The sequence below is a fragment of the Enterobacter sp. EC_64 genome (assembly GCF_019584165.1).
Lineage (GTDB): Bacteria > Pseudomonadota > Gammaproteobacteria > Enterobacterales > Enterobacteriaceae > Enterobacter > Enterobacter roggenkampii.
Map to the genome: position 1 here is coordinate 39,836 of NZ_VDAS01000023.1, position 19,204 is coordinate 59,039.

Below are 19,204 nucleotides of genomic sequence, written 5' to 3' on the forward strand. Positions count from 1 at the left end.
ATAAACTGTCATTTTAGCCTGATTTCAACCGCTGAGAAAATCGGTATTGTGTGCGCTCGCTTGAACGTATGAGAACATAATGACTACTGCTATTCGCACCTCAGGAAAACACGGCGCGCTGTTGATTGCAGGCATCCTGATGATTGCCACTACGCTTCGCGTCACCTTTACTGGCGCAGCGCCGCTGCTCGATACCATTCGTCTTGATTATGGCTTAAGCACGGCGCAAACCGGTCTGCTGACCACCCTGCCCCTGCTGGCTTTCGCCCTTGTCTCGCCGCTCGCCGCAGGCGTTGCCCGGCGTATCGGCATGGAGCGCAGCCTGTTTATCGCCCTGCTGCTCATTTGCGCCGGGATTGCCGTTCGCTCGCTGCCTTCCGCCGCTTTGCTTTTCATCGGAACGGCGATCGTCGGCTGCGGTATTGCGCTCGGGAACGTGCTGTTACCGGGATTAATTAAGCGTGATTTTCCGGGCCAGGTGGCGAAGCTCACCGGCGCCTATTCCCTGACGATGGGCGTCTCGGCGGCGTTTGGCTCAGCGATGATCGTTCCCCTTGCACAGGGGAGCGCGGGCTGGCATGGCGCGCTGCTGATGCTGATGGCGTTTCCGCTGGTCGCACTGCTGCTCTGGCTGCCGCAGTGGCGTCAGAAACACGTCGCAACGGTAACGGGCGCAGGCGCGCTGCAAAACCGCGCGCTCTGGCGCTCGGCCCTCGCCTGGCAGGTGACGCTCTTTTTAGGAATTAACTCGCTGATCTACTACGTCATCATCGGCTGGCTGCCGGCGATATTGCTGAGCCACGGCTACAGCGAAGCACAGGCCGGTTCGGTGCACGGTCTGTTGCAGCTGGCCACGGCCGTGCCGGGACTCGCCGTTCCGCTGATCCTCCACCGCCTGAAAGATCAGCGAGCGATCGCAGGCTTAGTGGCACTGATGTGCGCGATAAGCGCGGCAGGATTATGGTTTATGCCCGGAATGGCGGTGATGTGGACGCTGATGTTTGGCTTTGGCACAGGGGCAACAATGATCCTCGGCCTGACGTTCATCGGCCTGCGCGCCAGCTCTGCGCACCAGGCGGCGGCGCTCTCCGGAATGGCACAGTCGATTGGCTACCTGCTTGCCGCCTGCGGCCCGCCGCTGATGGGGAAAATTCACGATACCGCAGGAGACTGGCAAATCCCGCTTCTGGGCTGTGCGCTGGCCGCTGTGATAATGGCTATCTGCGGTGTGTTAGCCGGGCGAGACCGGGAGATCGCGCCCCGTTAAATCCTGAGGCAGACCAACGGGTCTGCCTTTTTTACCCGCGCGCTGCGCGCAGCATCGCCTGCACCAGCACGACCGGGCGTCCTTCCAGCGCGGCACGTTCATGCTGGAATAAGGTGATCACGAAGAACGGGTGCGTCACCAGCTCCGCGGCACGAATTTCACCCCGATCGTCCCAGCCCGTCACATGCATATCACCGCTTTCCAGCGCCTGCGCAAACGCCGGCGACACGCCATAGTTACAGTGATACCCCTCTTCAATTTCGGGCTTGCCGTACGCTTTGGCGATCAGCGTATTATTGCGCAGCTCAATGGCATCCGTTTTTTCCACCAGCGAGCAGGTCAGCGGCGCAATCACCATGGTGCCTTCGGTATCCGTCTCAGCGTGTGCCGCATCAGCCCAGCCCAGCACGTTTCGGGCATACTCAATCAGCGCATGCTGGAACCCGCCGCAGGTGCCCAGGAACGGGATGCCGTTCTCACGGGCGTAGCGCGCGGCAATAAAAGCGGCCGCCGTGTTTTTATAGGGGCTGGCAGGAACCAGCCAGATGGCATCGTAGCCCACCAGATCTTCAGCGCTTGTTAGCTCCGTCGTGGCCAGCCAGTCGTAATCGGCGGTGAGGTCAAGCACTGCAGCGGCGTCGTCAATGGCCAGCGGGATAGCCTGATGCGCAATAACATTGGGATTGTAATCGCCAACCAGCGCAATGCGCAGCGTTGTTTTAACCGGGAGGTGTTCCATGAAAGGTTCCTTATGCCAGAGTATTATCAGATAACATAAGGAACCTCAGACTACCGATCTTTTGCAATTATCACAATACCTTAAATTGGGAGGGTGGAATCATGATTCAGTGCAAACGGGTATACGAACAGGCAAGCCCTGACGACGGCTATAGGATACTGGTGGACAGGCTGTGGCCGCGCGGGCTGAAGAAAACGGATCTCGCGTATGACGAATGGTGTAAAGCGCTCACGCCTTCGAATGAACTACGAAAGGCCTTTCACAGCGACACGATTGATTTCACCGCCTTCAGTCAGGCCTATCGGGAAGAGCTGGCGCAGCAGGCTGACGAGGGCGTGCGTCTGGCGACGCTGGCGCGCAGGCAGACCGTCACCCTGCTCTTTGCTGCCAAAAACACGGAGCAAAATCACGCTCTGGTCTTAGCCGACTGGCTGCGCCATCTGTGATCAGCCGATCGCCAGTTCATCCAGAATTTGCGGCGCTTCATCCGGGGTGAGCGGCATCAGATGTTCGGCGCGGACAAACGCAAAGCCGTGCTGGTTGTCAAAGGCGTAGACATCACCCGTCACCAGCCAAAGCGCGCGATCTGCGGTGACCGGTAATTGCGTCATCACGCCGTTGACCGGGTTAACAAAACGCAGGCCAGGCTGGCAAAGGCCAAACAGCTCAACGGATTTACCAATATTGCGACGGCCTGACGCCGTGCGGGCGCCAACGATCATCGCCATGCTGCCCGGTTTTAGCTGAAACATACTTCTCTCACGATAGCAAAAGCCAGGAACTGGCTAAGAATAATCTTAAAGAGAAGTGTATCGCAGGCAATATTACTTTGTCACCTGGCGGGTTGCGGATGTTCGCGACGATAGAGCGTCCATTCATCAATCACTTCGCCGCCCGGTAATTTGCACTCGGTACGCACGCCCTGCGGGCTTTGAACCGGGACCTGTTCCCCGCCTTTCTCCAGACAGTAGACGGAAGCTGGGTTCGCCATACCGATAACGTGCGGCGGTTTCGGTGCATCAGGTGGCGTGGTTGTGGCGGTGCAGGCGGCCAGGGGAAGCGCCAGCGCCAGAAGCAGAAATCTCATCTCATTGATCCTTTTGACGTCATCAGAGTCTAAGGGTAACGGGTCATCGCCACGTTCTCCATGATTTCTCCATTTTAACTGCACTTTTCAGCACTATAGTGTGGCATGTTCTCGATATGACCAGAGAACATCATTCCGTAATCAAGATGTCTTTGCCCCGGTCTCAACAACGGGGCTTTTTTTCTCGCCTGCTGCCCGCCCCCTGCATATATTAAATTTTCTGTATTCATGTTTTACTATGTCTGAAGCCTAAAAAATCAGCATAACATGCAGATGCAGACGTCTTCTGCCTGGGAGTCATTCTACGTCATGTCGGATCTTATCCTCGCTCGCGTTTCAGAAACCCTTGCCACCGAGCAATCCCTTGAAAGCCTTGTTCGCCAGCTGCTGGAGATGCTGGAGATTGTCACCGACATGGAGTCGACCTACCTGACGAAGGTGGATATCGAAGCGCGGCTGCAGCACATTCTCTACGCCCGCAACAGCAAGCAGATGACGATCCCGGAGGGGCTGAGCGTCCCATGGGATGAGACGCTGTGCAAGCGCGCGCTGGATAGTGACACGATATTCAGCAATGACGTGCCCGAGCGTTGGCCCGAGTGTGAAGCAGCGAAAGCACTTGGCATTACCACCTACATGAGTATTCCTGTCCATCTTGCGGATGGTTCACTTTACGGAACGCTCTGTGCCACCAGCACGGCCAGAAAGCCGCTGAGCGAGCGCGGCGAACAGGTCCTGAAGCTCTTCGCCGGGCTGATCGCCCAGTCCATTCAGAAAGAGTCGCTGGTCACCCAGCTTCGCGAAGCCAATGCAGCCCTCATCGCGCACTCCTATACGGATGCCCTTACCGGTTTACCCAACCGTCGCGCCATTTTTGAAGATCTGACCACCCTCTTTTCTCTGGCCCGGCATCTTAAGCGTAACGCCATCATCGCGTTCATCGATCTGGATGATTTCAAACTGATTAACGATCGTTACGGCCACGAGGCTGGCGACCAGTTCCTGATAGAAGTGGGTAAGCGTTTGACGGAAGAGAAACAGCAGGACGATATTATCGGTCGTCTGGGCGGGGATGAATTTCTGGTGGCGTCGCTAAGCCAGCCCCACCAGGACGGGGATAACGCGCAGCTTACGCTGCTCAAAACGCGCCTCAGCGCCTGCATCGCTGGCGAATACTGGCTGGGCAGCGTTCATATTATTTATCCGGGCGCCAGCTTCGGCGTGATCGAAGTGGACCCTGCCGCAACCGATCCTGACAGCGCGTTACGCGCTGCGGATGTCGCGATGTATCAGGATAAGAAAGGAAAAAGCAAATCACGCTTTCTCACTATGGATTAACCCCGTACACTCTACGGCGTTACAGAAACCGAAACAGGTGATGGTATGAGAATAGGGATCCTCTTCCCGGTCGTTATATTTATAACGGCAGTGGTTTTTTTAGCGTGGTTTTTTGTTGGCGGCTACGCGGCGCCGGGGGCATAAATGCGGAAGACAACCGTCATTATGCTGATCGTTGCCATTGCAGCGTTTGCCGGCACGCAGTTTGGCTGGTGGTAAACCCAATACGTAAAAAGGCCGCCATCCGGCAGCCTTTTTCAACGCTTTCAGAACTTAGCTTTTGATCTTTCTGTAGATAAACAGAACAACCAGCGCACCGATCACCGCGACGGCGAAACTGCCGAAGTTAAAGCCATCGACCTTGCCAAAACCGAACAGCGTACTGATCCAGCCGCCGACTACCGCGCCGACAATACCCAGTATTACGGTGACGATAAACCCACCGCCATCTTTGCCCGGCATGATCCACTTCGCCAGAATACCCGCAATAAGCCCAAAGATAATCCAGGATAAAATTCCCATAACTTTCCTCTCTGTATGGTTTTTGTCATTAAATCAACGACACAAAAAAGAATAGCACAGGATTCCAGAAAGGAAATTTGTGATAAGCATCACAGTGAGAGAGTGCGTCATTTTTCATCAACAAAAAGAACGGGCCACATAAACTGTGGGGTTGCATCTTTTGTTGAGAAAGATTATCTTTCTCAATACTGAATAGTTGAGAGAAACACTCAGGTATTCAGTACGACATTGCTCACATTGCTTCCAGTATTTTTTGCCCACTCCTGAGTGGGCTTTTTTTTAGCTCATACCCCAACAAACGCGTACCGGTTACGTCCCGCGCGTTTCGCCTGATAGAGGGCCTGGTCTGCGGCAATAATGATATTTTGCTGGCTGCCCGCGATGTCGACGGCACGGGCGGTAGAAATCCCGACGCTTACCGTCACCCGGCCGAAGGGGCTAAAGGCATGGGCGATTTGCAGCGAGAACACATTGCGAATAATCGTCTGGGCCAGACGAAGCGCCTCCTGAATATCCGTATCCGGCAATATCAGCGCAAACTCCTCTCCGCCGTATCGCGCCACAAGCTGATTATCACGGGTAAGGCTCTCCCTGAGGCTGTTTCCAAGCATAGCCAGACACCGATCCCCTTCCGGATGGCCGTAGTTATCGTTGTATTTTTTGAAGTAGTCCACGTCCACGATCAGTATCGAAATCGGGGCGTCATGCGCGGCACACAGAGCGATGTCCGAGAGGATTTTTTCATCAAAGACGCGGCGATTGTACAGCCCGGTCAACGCATCTTCTGAGGCAATAATCTTCAGCGCTTTGTTATCCCGTGTTTTACGGGACAGGTCGGAATACAGGAAGTAAGACGCGACGATGAGTATCGCCGTGAACACAAAAATGAGTACCGCCAGCTGAATCGCCTGCTTGCGCCAGGGGGCAAGAGCTTCATCAATGCTAACCGCCACGGTGGTGACCAGTCCGTAGCGTCTGTTTTTCTCATAGGCATAAATGCGTTCGATTTTATCAAACCGCGAGATAGAGCTGGCTATCCCCGTATTTTGTACCTTGAGATATTTCCTGAAGAGCGGTGAATCAGAAACAATCGTGCCGATATAGGTATTTTTAAAGGGATACCGGACCAGCAGCACGCCTGATTGCGTCGTTAAGCCGATGACGCCCGAGTGACCGATATTAATCTGCCCATAGAGCGCCAGAAAATTTTCGATACCCAGCGTCACCACCACCACACCGTTAAATGCCCCGGTCTGGGTTTCAAGGCGCCGGCTGATGGTGATAACCCATTTGCCATTGGTTCTGCTTACCACCGGCTCCCCAATAAAAATCGCCTGATTTTTATTTTCTTTGTGATAGATAAAAAACTCTCTGTCCGAGCCTTTGCGTGGCCCCGTAAAACTTTCATGCAGCGCGGTAAAGATATCGCCCTGAGCATTGTAAACAACCACATTATTAATCTGGGTAAGAAGGTTATCCTGATTATTGATCATGTGCTGAATATTGGTCGCCTGCTGCGGGGTCATGCCATAAATTTCGATTATGTCGGAAACGGTAGTAATTAACATTTCACTCTGGCGCATGATCCCTTCAGTATAGACATCAAGGGTATGGCTCAGGTTAGCGACGCTGGTATTAATTTGCTGGATTGACTGCTGTCTGGACGTGGCAATTTGGACAGCAAGCGCCAGCGAGATGATCAATGAGACAATGATGACGGTAATGGTTGTTGTGTAAAAAGTATTTTTCACATGCACGAGCTTTTCCACCTTATCACGCCTGATATCCCTGGCTGACAACTCTTGTCACTGTAACAAAGCTCAGGATAAGAGGAAAATGAATTGCACTTAAGCATACAACAGAAGCTCGTCTTTATTTTGTTTTTCACCGCCTGGTAACCAGCGCTATTCCTGACGTTCAGCAACGCCCGCGTTTTACACCATCACGGTCTCCCTGGGCTTAGATAAAATGACTTTAATAAAATCGATATAGGAGACGGGTTTACCAAAATAATAACCCTGCAGCAGGGTAATCTCATTACGGTTGAGATACTCCAGCTGCTCTTTCGTTTCTACGCCTTCGGCCACGATCCGCAATGAAAGTTTTTTCGCCAGGTCAATAACGCAGTCCAGCAGGATCGTTGAATCCTTCTCCTCTGATACCCGGTTAACAAAGCTTTTATCAATTTTAATATAATCTATGGCAAGCGCATTGAGACATGACAGCCCAGAATACCCTGTACCAAAATCATCCAGTGCTATGACAAAACCGGCGTTATGCAGCGCGTTGAGGTTTTCCACCAGATGAGGATTATCGATCAACGGTTCACGTTCGGTCACCTCAAGCACCAGCTTCACGGCTTTACCCTGAAACCCCTTGCCGAAGATTCGGCAGTCACCGATGAAAGAAGGGGCATTGATGTGTCTGGCGCTGATGTTCACCCCGATATGGAACCCGTCCGGCAGCTTAGGCAGGAGCGGCTTAAGCTGTGTGACCACTTTCGCCATCAAGCCTTTGGTCAGTGGAATAATCAACCCGCTACGTTCAGCTATCGGGATAAAGACGTCCGGCGGGATAAAGCCTGACTTAGGATGCTTCCACCTTGCCAGGACTTCAACACCGTATAACCCGCCGGTATCGCCGTTCACGATCGGCTGGTAATAAGGCACGATCTCTCCCTGCAAAATGGCCTTACGCAAATCGTCTTCAAAGGTGGTACTTTTCCCCTTGTAGCGGCGGATCAAAATGCCCACCGCCACGGATAGCGCGAGAATCAGCAGAATCAGGCTCCATCCCTGTTGCAGTAGCCGCGTCAGGCTAAAAAAGGCGGGCGGTTGCCAGGCCAGACTGAAGGGGAAGTGCGAAGAGGTCGTCAGTGACCCCGCCCACGAGGCCGCTTTCCAGCCGGTCACCTCACCGTTGCGCGTAAACATCCTGTCGCCGACAACCAACCCCAGGTTAACGCTGTTTGATGCGTTCGCGATGACGTCCTGCAAATGCGCATCGCTGACGCTGACGATGACGCGCCCTCCCGCAATGGGCATCTGGAAGACAAGCACCGGGATGCCGTTCACCAGTCGGTTACCGGGCAGCAGCATTAATTTTTGTTCAGGTAACGTCTCCGGATGCACAATCAAAACGCCATTCCCGGGAAGGGAAGTACAGATGATTTTTCCCTGCTGCTGGATCATGATGGCGCGCAGATGCGGTTTTAGCGCGGCTTCTGTCCCCAGCGCCAGCTGCCCGCTGCTGGTACACCCCTGCTCCGCAACGCGCTTCGCCGTGCTGGCCGCACTGACGGCTTCCGACAGAATGTTTTCTATTTTCTGGGTGCTTGCCGTGGCGGTATGAACGTTATTCATTTTCGTCATCTGCCATAACTGCCAGTTAATAATCAGTATGCCGATCAGAAAAAGAAACAAGGCACTGAGAACAGGGATCATCACGTTACGCACGATGTTTTCCTTAATAGAATAAACAAGCATGGAGGATCGGAAAGAAGAACCCGTGGTTTAACCGGCGTTACTTATCACAATAAAAATAGCTTAGCTGAGAATTATCTTAAAAAACTGATGCTTTCGTATGAGTTCACCCGCTCAAATTTGCTCACCCGACGTGACTATCAGGCTTGTGCCTTGCCCTGGCTGTGTTAAGCTTTGTGAAATCAGGGAGCGGACAGGATAACTGGAAAATGAAAAAGCGCATTGCCGTTGCGATCGTTTCAACGCTTCTGGTCATCCTGTCTCTTTATGCGGTCAACGTGGTTATCATCGGCCAGCAAAAAACCAAACAGCTTGAAATATCCCAAACCCTTTTACATTATTCAGAAGATCTGTCCCAAAGCGTGGCGCTGGGCCTCAAAAGCATAACGACGCAAGGATGTGATAAAGACAGCCTTGATAGCTACAGGCAAATAAAGCTTAATAACCTCTATTTCAGCGATATCGGTTTTATCGAAAAGGGAAAAATTGTCTGTACCGCTTTTTGGGGTAAACTCGCGACGCCCGTTCCACTTCCTGCGGAACTGCATAAAACGCCGAGAGGTTTTCTCCTCGCGCAGTTTTCTAGAAAAGATTTTTTCACGGGCAATGCGGCCATTTATAATAATATTATTATCTTCACCTCCCGCTATGCTTACGATAAATTCACCCCGGTGACCGCAAGCTATTCTCTGAGTGCCACCACAAAGGACTTTGGCCGGATCTTTTTTTCGGCTGCCCCCGACCTGCGAGCGCGGAGCTGGCTGCACTCCACGTTGTTCACCCTGACCATTACACAGTGCAGCGCCGTCTGGGATTTATGCGTGATTGTAAAACATCACGATGCGGGACTGGCCTCGTTACCCCCGTTTATCTTGACGCTTCTCGCGATCATTCTCTACTTTATCTGGGTCGCGATAACATTATTTGTCTTCCGTATCCATGAAGACCGTTTTTCGCTGGAACGTACGCTAATCAAAGCCGTGATAACAAATACCTTCAGCGTTAACTATCAGCCCATTATTCGCATTCGCGATCAAAAAATCGTGGGTGTGGAAGTTCTGTCGCGATGGCGCGATCAAAAACACGGAGACGTCTCGCCGGAGCTGTTTATCCCATTAATTAAGAAAATCGGGCTGTATAAAAGATATTATGGCAATGTTATCGGTAAATCGCTCTCAGAAATTGCCCCGCTGGCGATTAAGCATCAGCTGATCGTTTCAATCAACGTTGGGCGGAAAGAAATTGAAGACGGACAGTTTATTAACATTTTGCGTCGCGAGTGCTTAGTCAACAACCTTCCCCTTTCCCTGATGAAGGTCGAGCTTTCTGAGAAAGCCGTTTCCGCGGCGGATATCCTTGAGGGATTCTGCCAGGAACTAAAATCGCTTGGCGTTAAAATTTCAATCGATGATTTCGGCGTGCAAAATTCAAATCTGGCGCGGCTGTCGCAGCTTGAATATGATGAAATCAAAATTGACAAATCGCTGGTGGATGGCATCAGCGAAGATTATAAGCAAAACATCTTTGTTATCTTCAGCGATGCCCTCGCGAAGTTGAATAAAACCCTTGTGTTCGAGGGCGTGGAAAATGAAACTCAGTATCGCTTTATTGCGGACAGATATCCCGACGCGCTGATCCAGGGATGGTATTTTTCAAAAGCACTCACCCGGAGCGAGCTGGCGAAGCGACTCACCGGCGTCGCCCCCTAACCTGAAGCCTGTCCTGCTCGTTTTTTTACACTCGGACGTTTCCATTTTTTCCGCCAAAACATATAGTCGTCATATTCAGACGGTAGATTACCCTGAAGCACATTCTTATTTTGGTTAAAAACGTGAAATTATCCTTAGTTTTTCCAGCAGTACTCTTTTTTCTGATCGTTATTTTCGCGCTGCTTGTCGATAAACCCGCTTCGCCTATTCTGCGGAAAAAATGCATGTGGTCCGATAGCGTGATGCTGAGCTGTATCGCAAAGCATCAGCATAACGGTTTCTAAGGCAGGCTATTCATTTCCCCACTGATTGAGGAAGTTCGCAACATCATCAATGCGACCCGCACGGATCCCGGCTTCTGCGGCCATCTCCTGCTGGGCTTCCTCGCTGATCTCCTCATTATTCGCTAAGCGGGTGAGCAGCAGCTGGAAATAGTGTGCCAGCGCGTCGCGCTCTGATTCCGCGACTTGCTCTGAAGCCTCCGTCGCGTACTCATCGGCAATATCATAATATTTCAGGGGGATATCGTTGTTCATAACAGTCTCGTCTCTGGTCAATAAAGGTAACGTCACGAGTATATCGGACGCATTATCTCAACCAAAGCATTGCTTCAGATGAGTAACGCAAGCAGCGCAGCGAGCGCGGGAATGGCCTGCACGTACAAAATTTTACGGCTGGCGGTGGCTGCGCCAAAAAGCCCGGCGATCAGCACGCAGATCAGGAAGAAGATGGCCACCTGAATCCCGTTTTCGCCGAGCCAGAGGCTCCAGAGCAGACCGGCCGCCAGAAAACCATTATACAGCCCCTGATTCGCCGCCAGCACGCGGGTGTCGCGTGCAAAATCAGGACGCAGATTAAAGGCCTTGTGCCCTGTTTTGGTATTCCACAGGAACATTTCCAGCACAAGAATGTAGAGATGAATAAGTGCAACGACAGTGATAAGGACAGTGGCTAACATCGGGTTGTCTCCCGCGGGCAGAGGCAAAAAAAACGGGAACCCTCAGGCCCCCGCTCTTGTTTAACCCAGAATCTGGATTACATGTTCGCGATAATCGCGTCGCCAAACTCTGAACATTTCAGCAGCTTAGCGCCTTCCATCAGACGTTCGAAATCGTAAGTTACGGTTTTCGCGTTGATTGCGCCTTCCATACCTTTAACGATCAGGTCTGCGGCTTCGAACCATTCCATATGACGCAGCATCATCTCTGCGGAGAGGATGATAGAGCCCGGGTTCACTTTGTCCTGGCCTGCGTATTTTGGTGCAGTACCGTGGGTTGCTTCGAACAGGGCGCACTCGTCACCGATGTTCGCGCCAGGGGCGATACCGATACCGCCAACCTGAGCTGCCAGGGCGTCAGAGATGTAGTCACCGTTCAGGTTCATACAGGCAATCACGTCGTATTCCGCAGGACGCAGCAGGATCTGCTGCAGGAACGCATCGGCGATTACATCTTTAATGACGATCTCTTTGCCGGTGTTCGGGTTTTTGATCTTCTGCCATGGGCCGCCGTCGATCAGCTCACCGCCGAACTCTTCTTTCGCCAACTGGTAGCCCCAGTCTTTGAACGCGCCTTCGGTGAACTTCATGATGTTGCCTTTGTGAACCAGGGTCACAGAGTCACGGTCGTTGGTGATCGCATATTCGATGGCCGCGCGCACCAGACGCTTGGTCCCTTCTTCGGAGCACGGCTTAATGCCGATACCGCAATGCTCAGGGAAGCGAATTTTCTTCACGCCCATCTCTTCGCGCAGGAATTTAATCACTTTCTCTGCATCAGCAGAGTCCGCTTTCCATTCGATACCCGCGTAGATGTCTTCTGAGTTTTCGCGGAAGATGACCATGTCGGTCAGTTCCGGGTGCTTAACCGGGCTTGGGGTGCCCTGATAGTAACGAACCGGACGCAGACAGACGTACAGGTCCAGCTCCTGACGCAGTGCCACGTTCAGGGAACGGATACCGCCGCCAACTGGCGTCGTCAGTGGGCCTTTGATAGCAACGCGGTAGTCGCGGATCAGGTCCAGCGTTTCGGCTGGCAGCCAGACGTCCTGGCCATAAACTTGCGTCGATTTCTCACCGGTGTAAATTTCCATCCAGGAAATTTTACGCTCGCCTTTGTAGGCTTTCTCAACAGCGGCATCAACCACTTTCAGCATTGCCGGGGTAACGTCTACACCGATACCATCACCTTCGATGAATGGAATGATCGGATTGTGAGGAACGTTAATCTTGCCGTTTTGCAGGGTGATCTTTTTACCTTCCGCCGGAACAACTACTTTGCTTTCCATTAACCTCTCCTTCGAGCGCTTCTGGTTGTTACTGATCTTATGTTAATAAATTGTAATGAGCCCTTCGATAGTACCTGATTGTCCGACGCCATGAAAGGTCTTCGTTATTAGGCTATAATGCGGCAATTGATAACGCCTGAAAATACCATGAAGAAAACTTCTTTTACAAAACACCGGGTTGAGCGATTCAGCTCGCGACAAGCCGCCAGACGACCGCAAGAAACCCAGCCAAAGCGGGTGATTCTGTTCAATAAACCCTACGATGTTTTGCCGCAGTTCACCGATGAAGCCGGACGCAGCACGCTTAAGGACTACATCCCGGTTCAGGGGGTCTACGCGGCCGGGCGTCTGGACCGCGACAGCGAAGGCCTGCTGGTCTTGACCAACGACGGCGCGCTGCAGGCGAAACTCACGCAGCCGGGGAAACGCACCGGCAAAATTTACTTCGTCCAGGTAGAAGGCGAGCCGGATGACGAGACGCTGGAAAAATTGCGCAAAGGCGTCACGCTCAACGACGGTCCCACCCTGCCGGCAGGTATTGAACGCGTGAATGAACCGGAGTGGCTGTGGCCGCGTAACCCGCCTATCCGCGAACGCAAATCGATTCCGACAAGCTGGCTCAAAATCACCCTTTATGAAGGCCGCAACCGCCAGGTTCGGCGCATGACCGCACACGTCGGCTTCCCCACCCTGCGCCTGATTCGTTACGCCATGGGCAACTACACCCTGGAAACGCTGGCAAACGGTGAATGGCGGGACGTTACCTCTTAAGGAGTCACTATGTTTAAACCTCATGTCACGGTTGCCTGCGTGGTCCACGCCCGGGGGAAATTCCTTGTTGTCGAAGAGAGCATTAACGGCAAAGCGCTGTGGAATCAGCCTGCCGGGCACCTTGAAGCCAATGAGACCCTCCTGCAGGCGGCAAAACGCGAGCTGTGGGAAGAGACCGGTATTCACGCCGAGCCCCAGCACTTCATTCGTATGCACCAGTGGATTGCCCCCGACCACACGCCGTTCCTGCGTTTTTTATTTGCCGTTGAGCTTAGCGAAACGTGCGCCACTGAACCGCAGGATAACGATATCGACCGCTGTCTGTGGGTCACCGCCGACGAGATCCTGAACGCGCCAAACCTGCGCTCGCCGCTGGTTGCGGAAAGCATCCGCTGCTGGCAGTCAGGCGCACGCTTGTCGCTGGATGTCATCGGCGCATTTAACTGGCCGTTTACAGAGGGTGCCAATGGTGGGGGGGCGTGATAGAATACGCCGCCTTGAAGTTCAATGTCGTGAGTATTCCATGTCAGATAACAGCCAGAAAAAAGTGATCGTCGGCATGTCCGGCGGTGTCGATTCCTCCGTTTCCGCCTACCTGTTACAGCAACAGGGCTATAAGGTGGAGGGCCTGTTCATGAAGAACTGGGAGGAAGATGACGGCGAGGAATACTGCACTGCCGCAGCGGATCTCGCCGATGCGCAGGCCGTGTGCGATAAGCTCGGCATTGAACTGCACACCGTTAACTTTGCCGCAGAATACTGGGACAACGTTTTTGAACTCTTCCTCGAAGAGTACAAAGCGGGCCGTACGCCGAACCCGGATATTCTGTGCAACAAAGAGATCAAATTTAAGGCCTTCCTGGAATTCGCCGCGGAAGATCTGGGCGCAGACTACATTGCGACCGGTCACTACGTGCGTCGCGCTGACGTGAATGGCAAAAGCCAGCTGCTGCGCGGTCTGGACGGCAACAAAGATCAAAGCTACTTCCTCTATACGCTGAGCCACGAGCAAATCGCCCAGAGCCTGTTCCCGGTTGGCGAGCTGGAAAAGCCTCAGGTGCGTAAAATCGCCGAAGAGCTGGACCTGATCACCGCGAAGAAAAAAGACTCCACCGGCATCTGCTTCATCGGCGAGCGCAAATTCCGCGATTTCCTCGGACGTTACCTGCCCGCACAGCCGGGTAAAATTGTCACCGTCGACGGGGAAGAGATTGGCCAGCATCAGGGGCTGATGTACCACACCTTAGGCCAGCGTAAAGGCCTGGGTATCGGCGGGACGAAAGAAGGTAGCGAAGATCCGTGGTACGTGGTCGACAAAGATGTCGAAAACAATATTCTGGTTGTTGCTCAGGGTCACGACCATCCGCGTCTGATGTCCGTTGGCCTGATCGCGCAGCAGCTGCACTGGGTCGATCGTGAGCCGCTGAAAGGCACGCTGCGCTGCACGGTGAAAACACGCTACCGTCAGACCGATATTCCTTGCACCGTTACCGCGCTTGATGACGACCGTATTGACGTGCGCTTCGACGAGCCGGTCGCCGCCGTCACCCCGGGTCAGTCCGCTGTCTTCTACAGCGGCGAAATCTGCCTGGGCGGCGGGATCATTGAACAGCGCCTGCCGCTGCCCGCTGTTTAACAGCGTTTGCACACATAAAGGAGACCGTGTGGCGAAGAACTACTATGACATCACCCTGGCGCTGGCGGGAATTTGCCAGTCAGCCCGTCTGGTGCAACAGCTGGCGCATCAGGGTCATTGCGACGCTGATGCCCTGCACGTTTCACTCAATAGCGTTATCGACCTCAACCCCGGTTCGACCCTGGGCGTGTTCGGTGGCAGTGAAACCAATCTTCGTCTCGGTCTTGAAACCCTGCTTGGCGTGCTTAACGCCAGCAGCCGTCAGGGGTTAAACGCAGAGCTGACCCGCTACACGTTGAGCCTGATGGTGCTGGAGCGTAAGCTGAGCGCAGCAAAAGGCGCGCTTAATACCCTGGGCGATCGCATTGCCGGGTTACAGCGTCAGCTTGACCATTTTGACCTGCAGTCCGACACGCTGCTGAGCGCCATGGCCGGCATTTATGTTGACGTCATCAGCCCGCTGGGCCCACGGATTCAGGTCACCGGCTCCCCTGCCGTGCTGCAAAGCCCGCAGGTACAGGCAAAAGTACGCGCCTCCCTGCTGGCAGGGATCCGTGCCGCCGTGCTGTGGCACCAGGTTGGCGGTGGCCGCCTGCAGCTAATGTTTTCTCGTAATCGCCTGACCACTCAGGCAAAACAAATTCTTGCTCATTGTTAACCTCCCGGAGTTGCGAATTATGGAATTATCCTCACTGACCGCCGTATCCCCTGTCGACGGACGCTACGGCGATAAAGTCAGCGCGCTGCGCGGGATCTTCAGCGAATATGGTTTGCTGAAGTTCCGTGTTCAGGTTGAAGTACGCTGGCTGCAAAAGCTGGCCGCCCAGGCAGCAATCAAGGAAGTTCCTGCTTTTGACGAAAAGGCAAACGATTACCTTGATAAAATCGTTGCCGAGTTTAGCGAACAAGACGCCGCGCGCATTAAAACCATTGAGCGCACCACCAACCACGACGTGAAGGCGGTTGAGTACTTCCTGAAGGAGAAAGTGGAAAGCGTTCCTGCGCTGCACGCCGTGTCTGAGTTCATCCACTTCGCCTGTACCTCCGAAGACATCAACAACCTCTCTCATGCGCTGATGCTCTCCACCGCGCGCAAAGAGGTGGTGCTGCCTTACTGGCGTAAAATCATCGACGCGGTGAAAGCGCTGTCCGTGGAATACCGCGACATTCCGCTGCTCTCCCGTACCCACGGCCAGCCAGCCACCCCATCCACGATGGGTAAAGAGATGGCGAACGTCGCGTACCGTATGGAGCGCCAGTACCGTCAGCTGGAACAGGTTGAAATTCTGGGCAAAATCAACGGCGCGGTCGGTAACTATAACGCCCACATCGCCGCGTATCCGGAAGTGGACTGGCACCAGTTCAGCGAAGAGTTCGTGACCTCGCTGGGCATTCAGTGGAACCCGTACACCACCCAGATTGAGCCACACGACTATATTGCGGAGCTGTTTGACTGTATCGCGCGCTTTAACACCATCCTGATCGACTTCGATCGTGACGTGTGGGGCTACATCGCCCTGAACCACTTCAAGCAGAAAACCATCGCCGGCGAAATCGGCTCTTCCACCATGCCGCACAAAGTGAACCCGATCGACTTCGAAAACTCCGAAGGTAACCTGGGCCTGGCGAACGCTGTGCTGCAGCATATGGCGAGCAAACTGCCGGTATCCCGCTGGCAGCGCGACCTGACCGACTCCACCGTACTGCGTAACCTGGGCGTGGGCATCGGCTACGCGCTGATCGCGTATCAGTCCACGCTGAAAGGCGTGAGCAAGCTGGAAGTGAACCGTGACCGTCTGCTGGATGAACTGGATCACAACTGGGAAGTGCTGGCGGAGCCGATTCAGACCGTGATGCGTCGTTACGGCATCGAAAAACCGTACGAGAAGCTGAAAGAGCTGACCCGCGGCAAACGCGTTGATGCCGAAGGTATGAAGCAGTTTATCGACGGCCTGGCGCTGCCGGAAGAAGAGAAAACCCGCCTGAAGGCGATGACTCCGGCGAACTACATTGGCCGCGCCATCACCATGGTTGACGAGCTGAAGTAATCTCCTCTCCCCCCTTTCCGTCCGGAAAGGGGGTTGCTTTTCCCCGGTTTACTCAATGTTTATCCCCACAGCAACATAATCAGCGTTAAACTATTCATACTATTTATTCTGGGAGAAAAGATGATGCGCGTACTGGTTGTTGAGGATAACGCATTGCTACGCCATCACCTGAAGGTTCAGCTTCAGGAGATGGGACATCAGGTGGACGATGCTGAAGATGCAAAAGAAGCCGATTATTATCTCAATGAACACCTGCCGGATATCGCCATTGTCGATTTAGGGTTGCCTGACGAGGACGGCCTGTCGTTGATTCGCCGCTGGCGCAGCCACGATGTTTCCCTGCCGGTTCTGGTGCTGACCGCTCGTGAAGGCTGGCAGGATAAGGTTGAAGTGCTCAGCGCGGGCGCAGATGATTACGTCACTAAGCCGTTCCATATTGAAGAGGTGGCGGCCCGCATGCAGGCGCTGCTCCGTCGCAACAGCGGGCTGGCGTCGCAGGTTATTTCCATCCCGCCTTTCCAGGTCGATCTCTCCCGCCGCGAGCTCTCAATTAACGATGAAGTCATCAAGCTGACCGCATTCGAATATACGATTATGGAAACGCTGATCCGCAACAGCGGCAAGGTGGTGAGTAAAGATTCTTTAATGCTTCAGCTCTACCCTGACGCTGAACTGCGCGAGAGCCATACCATTGACGTGCTGATGGGACGACTGCGTAAGAAAATTCAGGCCCAGTACCCGCAGGATGTGATTACCACCGTCCGCGGTCAGGGCTACCTGTTTGAATTACGCTAAATGAGACGGATTTTGCGTCATCTTCTACCCCTCTCACTGCGGGTTCGTTTTTTACTGGCAACGGCTGCGGTGGTGCTGGTGCTGTCGCTCTCCTACGGCATGGTCGCCCTGGTGGGGTACAGCGTCAGCTTCGATAAAACGACCTTTCGTCTCTTACGCGGCGAAAGCAATCTGTTTTATACCCTTGCGAAATGGGAAGACAACCGAATCACCGTCGAAATGCCGGAAAACCTTAATCAGCAAAGCCCCACCCTCGCCCTGATTTACAACGAAAAGGGAAAGCTGCTGTGGGCGCAACGCGACATTCCGTGGCTGGTCAAAAGCATTCGTCCGGAGTGGCTTAAAACCAACGGGTTTCACGAAATTGAAGCCGATCTCAACACCACCAGCTCGCTGATCCGTGAAGATCGTTCCCTGCAGCAAAAGCTGAACGAGATCCGCGCCGACGACGCCGAAACGGAGATGACGCACTCCGTTGCGATTAACCTTTATCCGGCGACGCTAAACATGCCGCAGCTGACCATCGTGGTGATCGACACCATTCCGGTCGAGCTGAAGCGTTCTTATATGGTCTGGAGCTGGTTCATCTACGTTCTGGCGGCAAATCTGCTGCTGGTGATCCCGCTGCTGTGGATAGCGGCGTGGTGGAGCCTGCGCCCCATTGAATCACTGGCGAAAGAGGTTCGCGAACTGGAAGAACATCATCGCGAAAAGCTTAATCCGGAAACCACCCGCGAGCTCACTAGCCTGGTGCGTAACCTCAACCGCCTGCTGAAAAGTGAACGCGAACGCTATGATAAATACCGTACGACGCTTACCGATCTGACGCACAGCCTGAAAACCCCGCTCGCGGTGATGCAAAGCACCCTGCGTTCCATGCGCAGTTCGAAGCTGAGCGTCGACGATGCCGAGCCGGTGATGCTGGAGCAGATCAGCCGTATTTCTCAGCAAATTGGCTATTACCTCCACCGCGCCAGCATGCGTTCCGGCAGCGCCCTGCTGAGCCGCGAGCTGCATCCGGTCGCCCCGCTTCTGGATAACCTCACGTCCGCCCTCAACAAGGTGTATCAGCGTAAAGGGGTGAATATCAGCCTCGATATCTCGCCAGAGATAAGCTTTGTGGGTGAAAAAAATGACTTCATGGAAGTGATGGGCAACCTACTGGATAACGCCTGCAAATACTGTCTGGAGTTCGTGGAAGTGTCGGCGCGGCAGACGGATAACGAACTGCATATCATCGTGGAGGATGATGGCCCGGGGATCCCGCGCAATAAACGTGATGTGGTGTTCGATCGCGGTCAGCGCGCCGATACGCTACGTCCTGGCCAGGGCGTTGGATTAGCCGTCGCCCGGGAGATTGTCGACCAGTATGACGGGAAAATCGAAACCAGCGAAAGTTTGCTGGGCGGCGCGCGAATGGAGGTCATTTTTGGTCGCCAGCAGCCCACATCGAACGATAGTTAACCCGTTATGTGAAAAATGCGAGGATCTCGCAGCCGGGGGGCTGAGCTTCCGTTATAATCC

Annotated in this window: 21 protein-coding genes; 12 read left to right on the forward strand and 9 right to left on the reverse strand. The window is 53.7% G+C overall.

Annotation, left to right across the window (positions count from 1 at the left end; translation table 11 throughout):
- Positions 1-79: 79 nt before the first annotated feature.
- Positions 80-1,267: a CynX/NimT family MFS transporter gene (locus FHC52_RS17315; protein WP_021241045.1), complete on the forward strand. Its 1,188-nt coding sequence runs from the start codon at positions 80-82 to the stop codon at positions 1,265-1,267.
- Positions 1,268-1,298: 31 nt separating this feature from the next.
- On the opposite strand, the gene FHC52_RS17320 is transcribed toward FHC52_RS17315, so the two are convergent.
- Positions 1,299-2,006 (reverse strand): CTP synthase, encoded by a 708-nt coding sequence (locus FHC52_RS17320; RefSeq protein WP_023292704.1) that lies wholly within the window; start codon positions 2,004-2,006, stop codon positions 1,299-1,301.
- Between the two features lie 101 nt (positions 2,007-2,107).
- Between FHC52_RS17320 and FHC52_RS17325 the strand changes: the two genes are divergently transcribed.
- A complete protein-coding gene (locus FHC52_RS17325) occupies positions 2,108-2,452 on the forward strand; it encodes a DUF488 domain-containing protein (RefSeq protein ID WP_023292705.1) in 345 nt (114 codons plus the stop codon).
- Here the strand turns inward: FHC52_RS17325 and FHC52_RS17330 are convergent, their stop codons facing one another.
- Together FHC52_RS17330 and FHC52_RS17335 are read right to left on the reverse strand one after the other, a co-directional pair.
- Positions 2,453-2,758: a hypothetical protein gene (locus FHC52_RS17330; RefSeq protein WP_021241042.1), complete on the reverse strand. Its 306-nt coding sequence runs from the start codon at positions 2,756-2,758 to the stop codon at positions 2,453-2,455.
- 80 nt (positions 2,759-2,838) lie between these two features.
- Entirely contained in the window at positions 2,839-3,093 is a 255-nt protein-coding gene (locus FHC52_RS17335) for a DUF333 domain-containing protein (RefSeq protein WP_220420159.1), read from the reverse strand.
- 309 nt (positions 3,094-3,402) lie between these two features.
- On the opposite strand from FHC52_RS17335, the gene FHC52_RS17340 reads away from it, so the two are divergent.
- Positions 3,403-4,431 (forward strand): sensor domain-containing diguanylate cyclase, encoded by a 1,029-nt coding sequence (locus FHC52_RS17340; protein WP_032675998.1) that lies wholly within the window; start codon positions 3,403-3,405, stop codon positions 4,429-4,431.
- A 45-nt stretch (positions 4,432-4,476) separates the two neighbouring features.
- Positions 4,477-4,575 (forward strand): YoaK family small membrane protein, encoded by a 99-nt coding sequence (locus FHC52_RS17345; RefSeq protein ID WP_014883431.1) that lies wholly within the window; start codon positions 4,477-4,479, stop codon positions 4,573-4,575.
- Positions 4,576-4,704: 129 nt separating this feature from the next.
- Here the strand turns inward: FHC52_RS17345 and FHC52_RS17350 are convergent, their stop codons facing one another.
- The 3 genes from FHC52_RS17350 to FHC52_RS17360 all read right to left on the reverse strand — a co-directional run bounded on the left by FHC52_RS17350 (position 4,705) and on the right by FHC52_RS17360 (position 8,408).
- Positions 4,705-4,953 (reverse strand): GlsB/YeaQ/YmgE family stress response membrane protein, encoded by a 249-nt coding sequence (locus FHC52_RS17350; protein ID WP_008500746.1) that lies wholly within the window; start codon positions 4,951-4,953, stop codon positions 4,705-4,707.
- Between the two features lie 284 nt (positions 4,954-5,237).
- Complete coding sequence (locus FHC52_RS17355) at positions 5,238-6,722, reverse strand: diguanylate cyclase (RefSeq protein WP_374758943.1); 1,485 nt, start codon at positions 6,720-6,722, stop codon at positions 5,238-5,240.
- Between the two features lie 165 nt (positions 6,723-6,887).
- Positions 6,888-8,408 (reverse strand): EAL domain-containing protein, encoded by a 1,521-nt coding sequence (locus tag FHC52_RS17360; RefSeq protein ID WP_126288009.1) that lies wholly within the window; start codon positions 8,406-8,408, stop codon positions 6,888-6,890.
- 236 nt (positions 8,409-8,644) lie between these two features.
- Between FHC52_RS17360 and FHC52_RS17365 the strand changes: the two genes are divergently transcribed.
- Positions 8,645-10,144 carry a cyclic diguanylate phosphodiesterase gene (locus FHC52_RS17365; protein WP_126288007.1) on the forward strand — a complete coding sequence of 500 codons (1,500 nt, stop codon included), beginning with the start codon at positions 8,645-8,647 and terminating at the stop codon, positions 10,142-10,144.
- Between the two features lie 290 nt (positions 10,145-10,434).
- Here FHC52_RS17365 and FHC52_RS17370 read toward each other — a convergent pair whose 3' ends face one another.
- The 3 genes from FHC52_RS17370 to icd all read right to left on the reverse strand — a co-directional run bounded on the left by FHC52_RS17370 (position 10,435) and on the right by icd (position 12,430).
- A complete protein-coding gene (locus FHC52_RS17370; protein ID WP_126288005.1) occupies positions 10,435-10,680 on the reverse strand; it encodes a DUF2543 family protein in 246 nt (81 codons plus the stop codon).
- Between the two features lie 74 nt (positions 10,681-10,754).
- Positions 10,755-11,102 carry a DUF1304 domain-containing protein gene (locus tag FHC52_RS17375; protein WP_047748259.1) on the reverse strand — a complete coding sequence of 116 codons (348 nt, stop codon included), beginning with the start codon at positions 11,100-11,102 and terminating at the stop codon, positions 10,755-10,757.
- 77 nt (positions 11,103-11,179) lie between these two features.
- Positions 11,180-12,430, reverse strand: a complete 1,251-nt coding sequence (gene icd, locus FHC52_RS17380) for an NADP-dependent isocitrate dehydrogenase (RefSeq protein WP_023292761.1) — start codon at positions 12,428-12,430, stop codon at positions 11,180-11,182.
- A gap of 117 nt (positions 12,431-12,547) precedes the next feature.
- Here icd and rluE point away from each other — a divergent pair, with 117 nt between their 5' ends.
- From rluE to phoQ, 7 genes are all read left to right on the forward strand, one after another.
- Positions 12,548-13,201: a 23S rRNA pseudouridine(2457) synthase RluE gene (rluE, locus tag FHC52_RS17385; RefSeq protein ID WP_008500753.1), complete on the forward strand. Its 654-nt coding sequence runs from the start codon at positions 12,548-12,550 to the stop codon at positions 13,199-13,201.
- Positions 13,202-13,210: 9 nt separating this feature from the next.
- Positions 13,211-13,684, forward strand: coding sequence for an NUDIX hydrolase (locus tag FHC52_RS17390; RefSeq protein ID WP_126288003.1), 474 nt, complete (start codon positions 13,211-13,213; stop codon positions 13,682-13,684).
- Between the two features lie 40 nt (positions 13,685-13,724).
- Positions 13,725-14,837: a tRNA 2-thiouridine(34) synthase MnmA gene (gene mnmA, locus FHC52_RS17395; protein ID WP_021241033.1), complete on the forward strand. Its 1,113-nt coding sequence runs from the start codon at positions 13,725-13,727 to the stop codon at positions 14,835-14,837.
- Between the two features lie 28 nt (positions 14,838-14,865).
- A complete protein-coding gene (hflD, locus tag FHC52_RS17400) occupies positions 14,866-15,495 on the forward strand; it encodes a high frequency lysogenization protein HflD (protein ID WP_008500756.1) in 630 nt (209 codons plus the stop codon).
- 19 nt (positions 15,496-15,514) lie between these two features.
- Complete coding sequence (purB, locus tag FHC52_RS17405; RefSeq protein ID WP_008500757.1) at positions 15,515-16,885, forward strand: adenylosuccinate lyase; 1,371 nt, start codon at positions 15,515-15,517, stop codon at positions 16,883-16,885.
- A 123-nt stretch (positions 16,886-17,008) separates the two neighbouring features.
- Complete coding sequence (phoP, locus tag FHC52_RS17410) at positions 17,009-17,680, forward strand: two-component system response regulator PhoP (RefSeq protein WP_025911763.1); 672 nt, start codon at positions 17,009-17,011, stop codon at positions 17,678-17,680.
- Positions 17,681-19,144: a two-component system sensor histidine kinase PhoQ gene (gene phoQ / locus FHC52_RS17415; protein WP_008500759.1), complete on the forward strand. Its 1,464-nt coding sequence runs from the start codon at positions 17,681-17,683 to the stop codon at positions 19,142-19,144. It begins immediately after the preceding gene.
- Positions 19,145-19,204 lie beyond the last annotated feature (60 nt).

What these genes read in the sequence shown, in the direction of transcription:
- FHC52_RS17315 (WP_021241045.1), top strand. Translation starts at nt 80, where the DNA reads ATGACTACTGCTATTCGCACCTCAGGAAAACACGGCGCGCTGTTGATT.
- FHC52_RS17320 (WP_023292704.1), bottom strand. Translation starts at nt 2,006, where the DNA reads ATGGAACACCTCCCGGTTAAAACAACGCTGCGCATTGCGCTGGTTGGC.
- FHC52_RS17325 (WP_023292705.1), top strand. Translation starts at nt 2,108, where the DNA reads ATGATTCAGTGCAAACGGGTATACGAACAGGCAAGCCCTGACGACGGC.
- FHC52_RS17330 (WP_021241042.1), bottom strand. Translation starts at nt 2,758, where the DNA reads ATGTTTCAGCTAAAACCGGGCAGCATGGCGATGATCGTTGGCGCCCGC.
- FHC52_RS17335 (WP_220420159.1), bottom strand. Translation starts at nt 3,093, where the DNA reads ATGAGATTTCTGCTTCTGGCGCTGGCGCTTCCCCTGGCCGCCTGCACC.
- FHC52_RS17340 (WP_032675998.1), top strand. Translation starts at nt 3,403, where the DNA reads ATGTCGGATCTTATCCTCGCTCGCGTTTCAGAAACCCTTGCCACCGAG.
- FHC52_RS17345 (WP_014883431.1), top strand. Translation starts at nt 4,477, where the DNA reads ATGAGAATAGGGATCCTCTTCCCGGTCGTTATATTTATAACGGCAGTG.
- FHC52_RS17350 (WP_008500746.1), bottom strand. Translation starts at nt 4,953, where the DNA reads ATGGGAATTTTATCCTGGATTATCTTTGGGCTTATTGCGGGTATTCTG.
- FHC52_RS17365 (WP_126288007.1), top strand. Translation starts at nt 8,645, where the DNA reads ATGAAAAAGCGCATTGCCGTTGCGATCGTTTCAACGCTTCTGGTCATC.
- FHC52_RS17370 (WP_126288005.1), bottom strand. Translation starts at nt 10,680, where the DNA reads ATGAACAACGATATCCCCCTGAAATATTATGATATTGCCGATGAGTAC.
- FHC52_RS17375 (WP_047748259.1), bottom strand. Translation starts at nt 11,102, where the DNA reads ATGTTAGCCACTGTCCTTATCACTGTCGTTGCACTTATTCATCTCTAC.
- icd (WP_023292761.1), bottom strand. Translation starts at nt 12,430, where the DNA reads ATGGAAAGCAAAGTAGTTGTTCCGGCGGAAGGTAAAAAGATCACCCTG.
- rluE (WP_008500753.1), top strand. Translation starts at nt 12,548, where the DNA reads ATGCGGCAATTGATAACGCCTGAAAATACCATGAAGAAAACTTCTTTT.
- FHC52_RS17390 (WP_126288003.1), top strand. Translation starts at nt 13,211, where the DNA reads ATGTTTAAACCTCATGTCACGGTTGCCTGCGTGGTCCACGCCCGGGGG.
- mnmA (WP_021241033.1), top strand. Translation starts at nt 13,725, where the DNA reads ATGTCAGATAACAGCCAGAAAAAAGTGATCGTCGGCATGTCCGGCGGT.
- purB (WP_008500757.1), top strand. Translation starts at nt 15,515, where the DNA reads ATGGAATTATCCTCACTGACCGCCGTATCCCCTGTCGACGGACGCTAC.
- phoP (WP_025911763.1), top strand. Translation starts at nt 17,009, where the DNA reads ATGCGCGTACTGGTTGTTGAGGATAACGCATTGCTACGCCATCACCTG.
- phoQ (WP_008500759.1), top strand. Translation starts at nt 17,681, where the DNA reads ATGAGACGGATTTTGCGTCATCTTCTACCCCTCTCACTGCGGGTTCGT.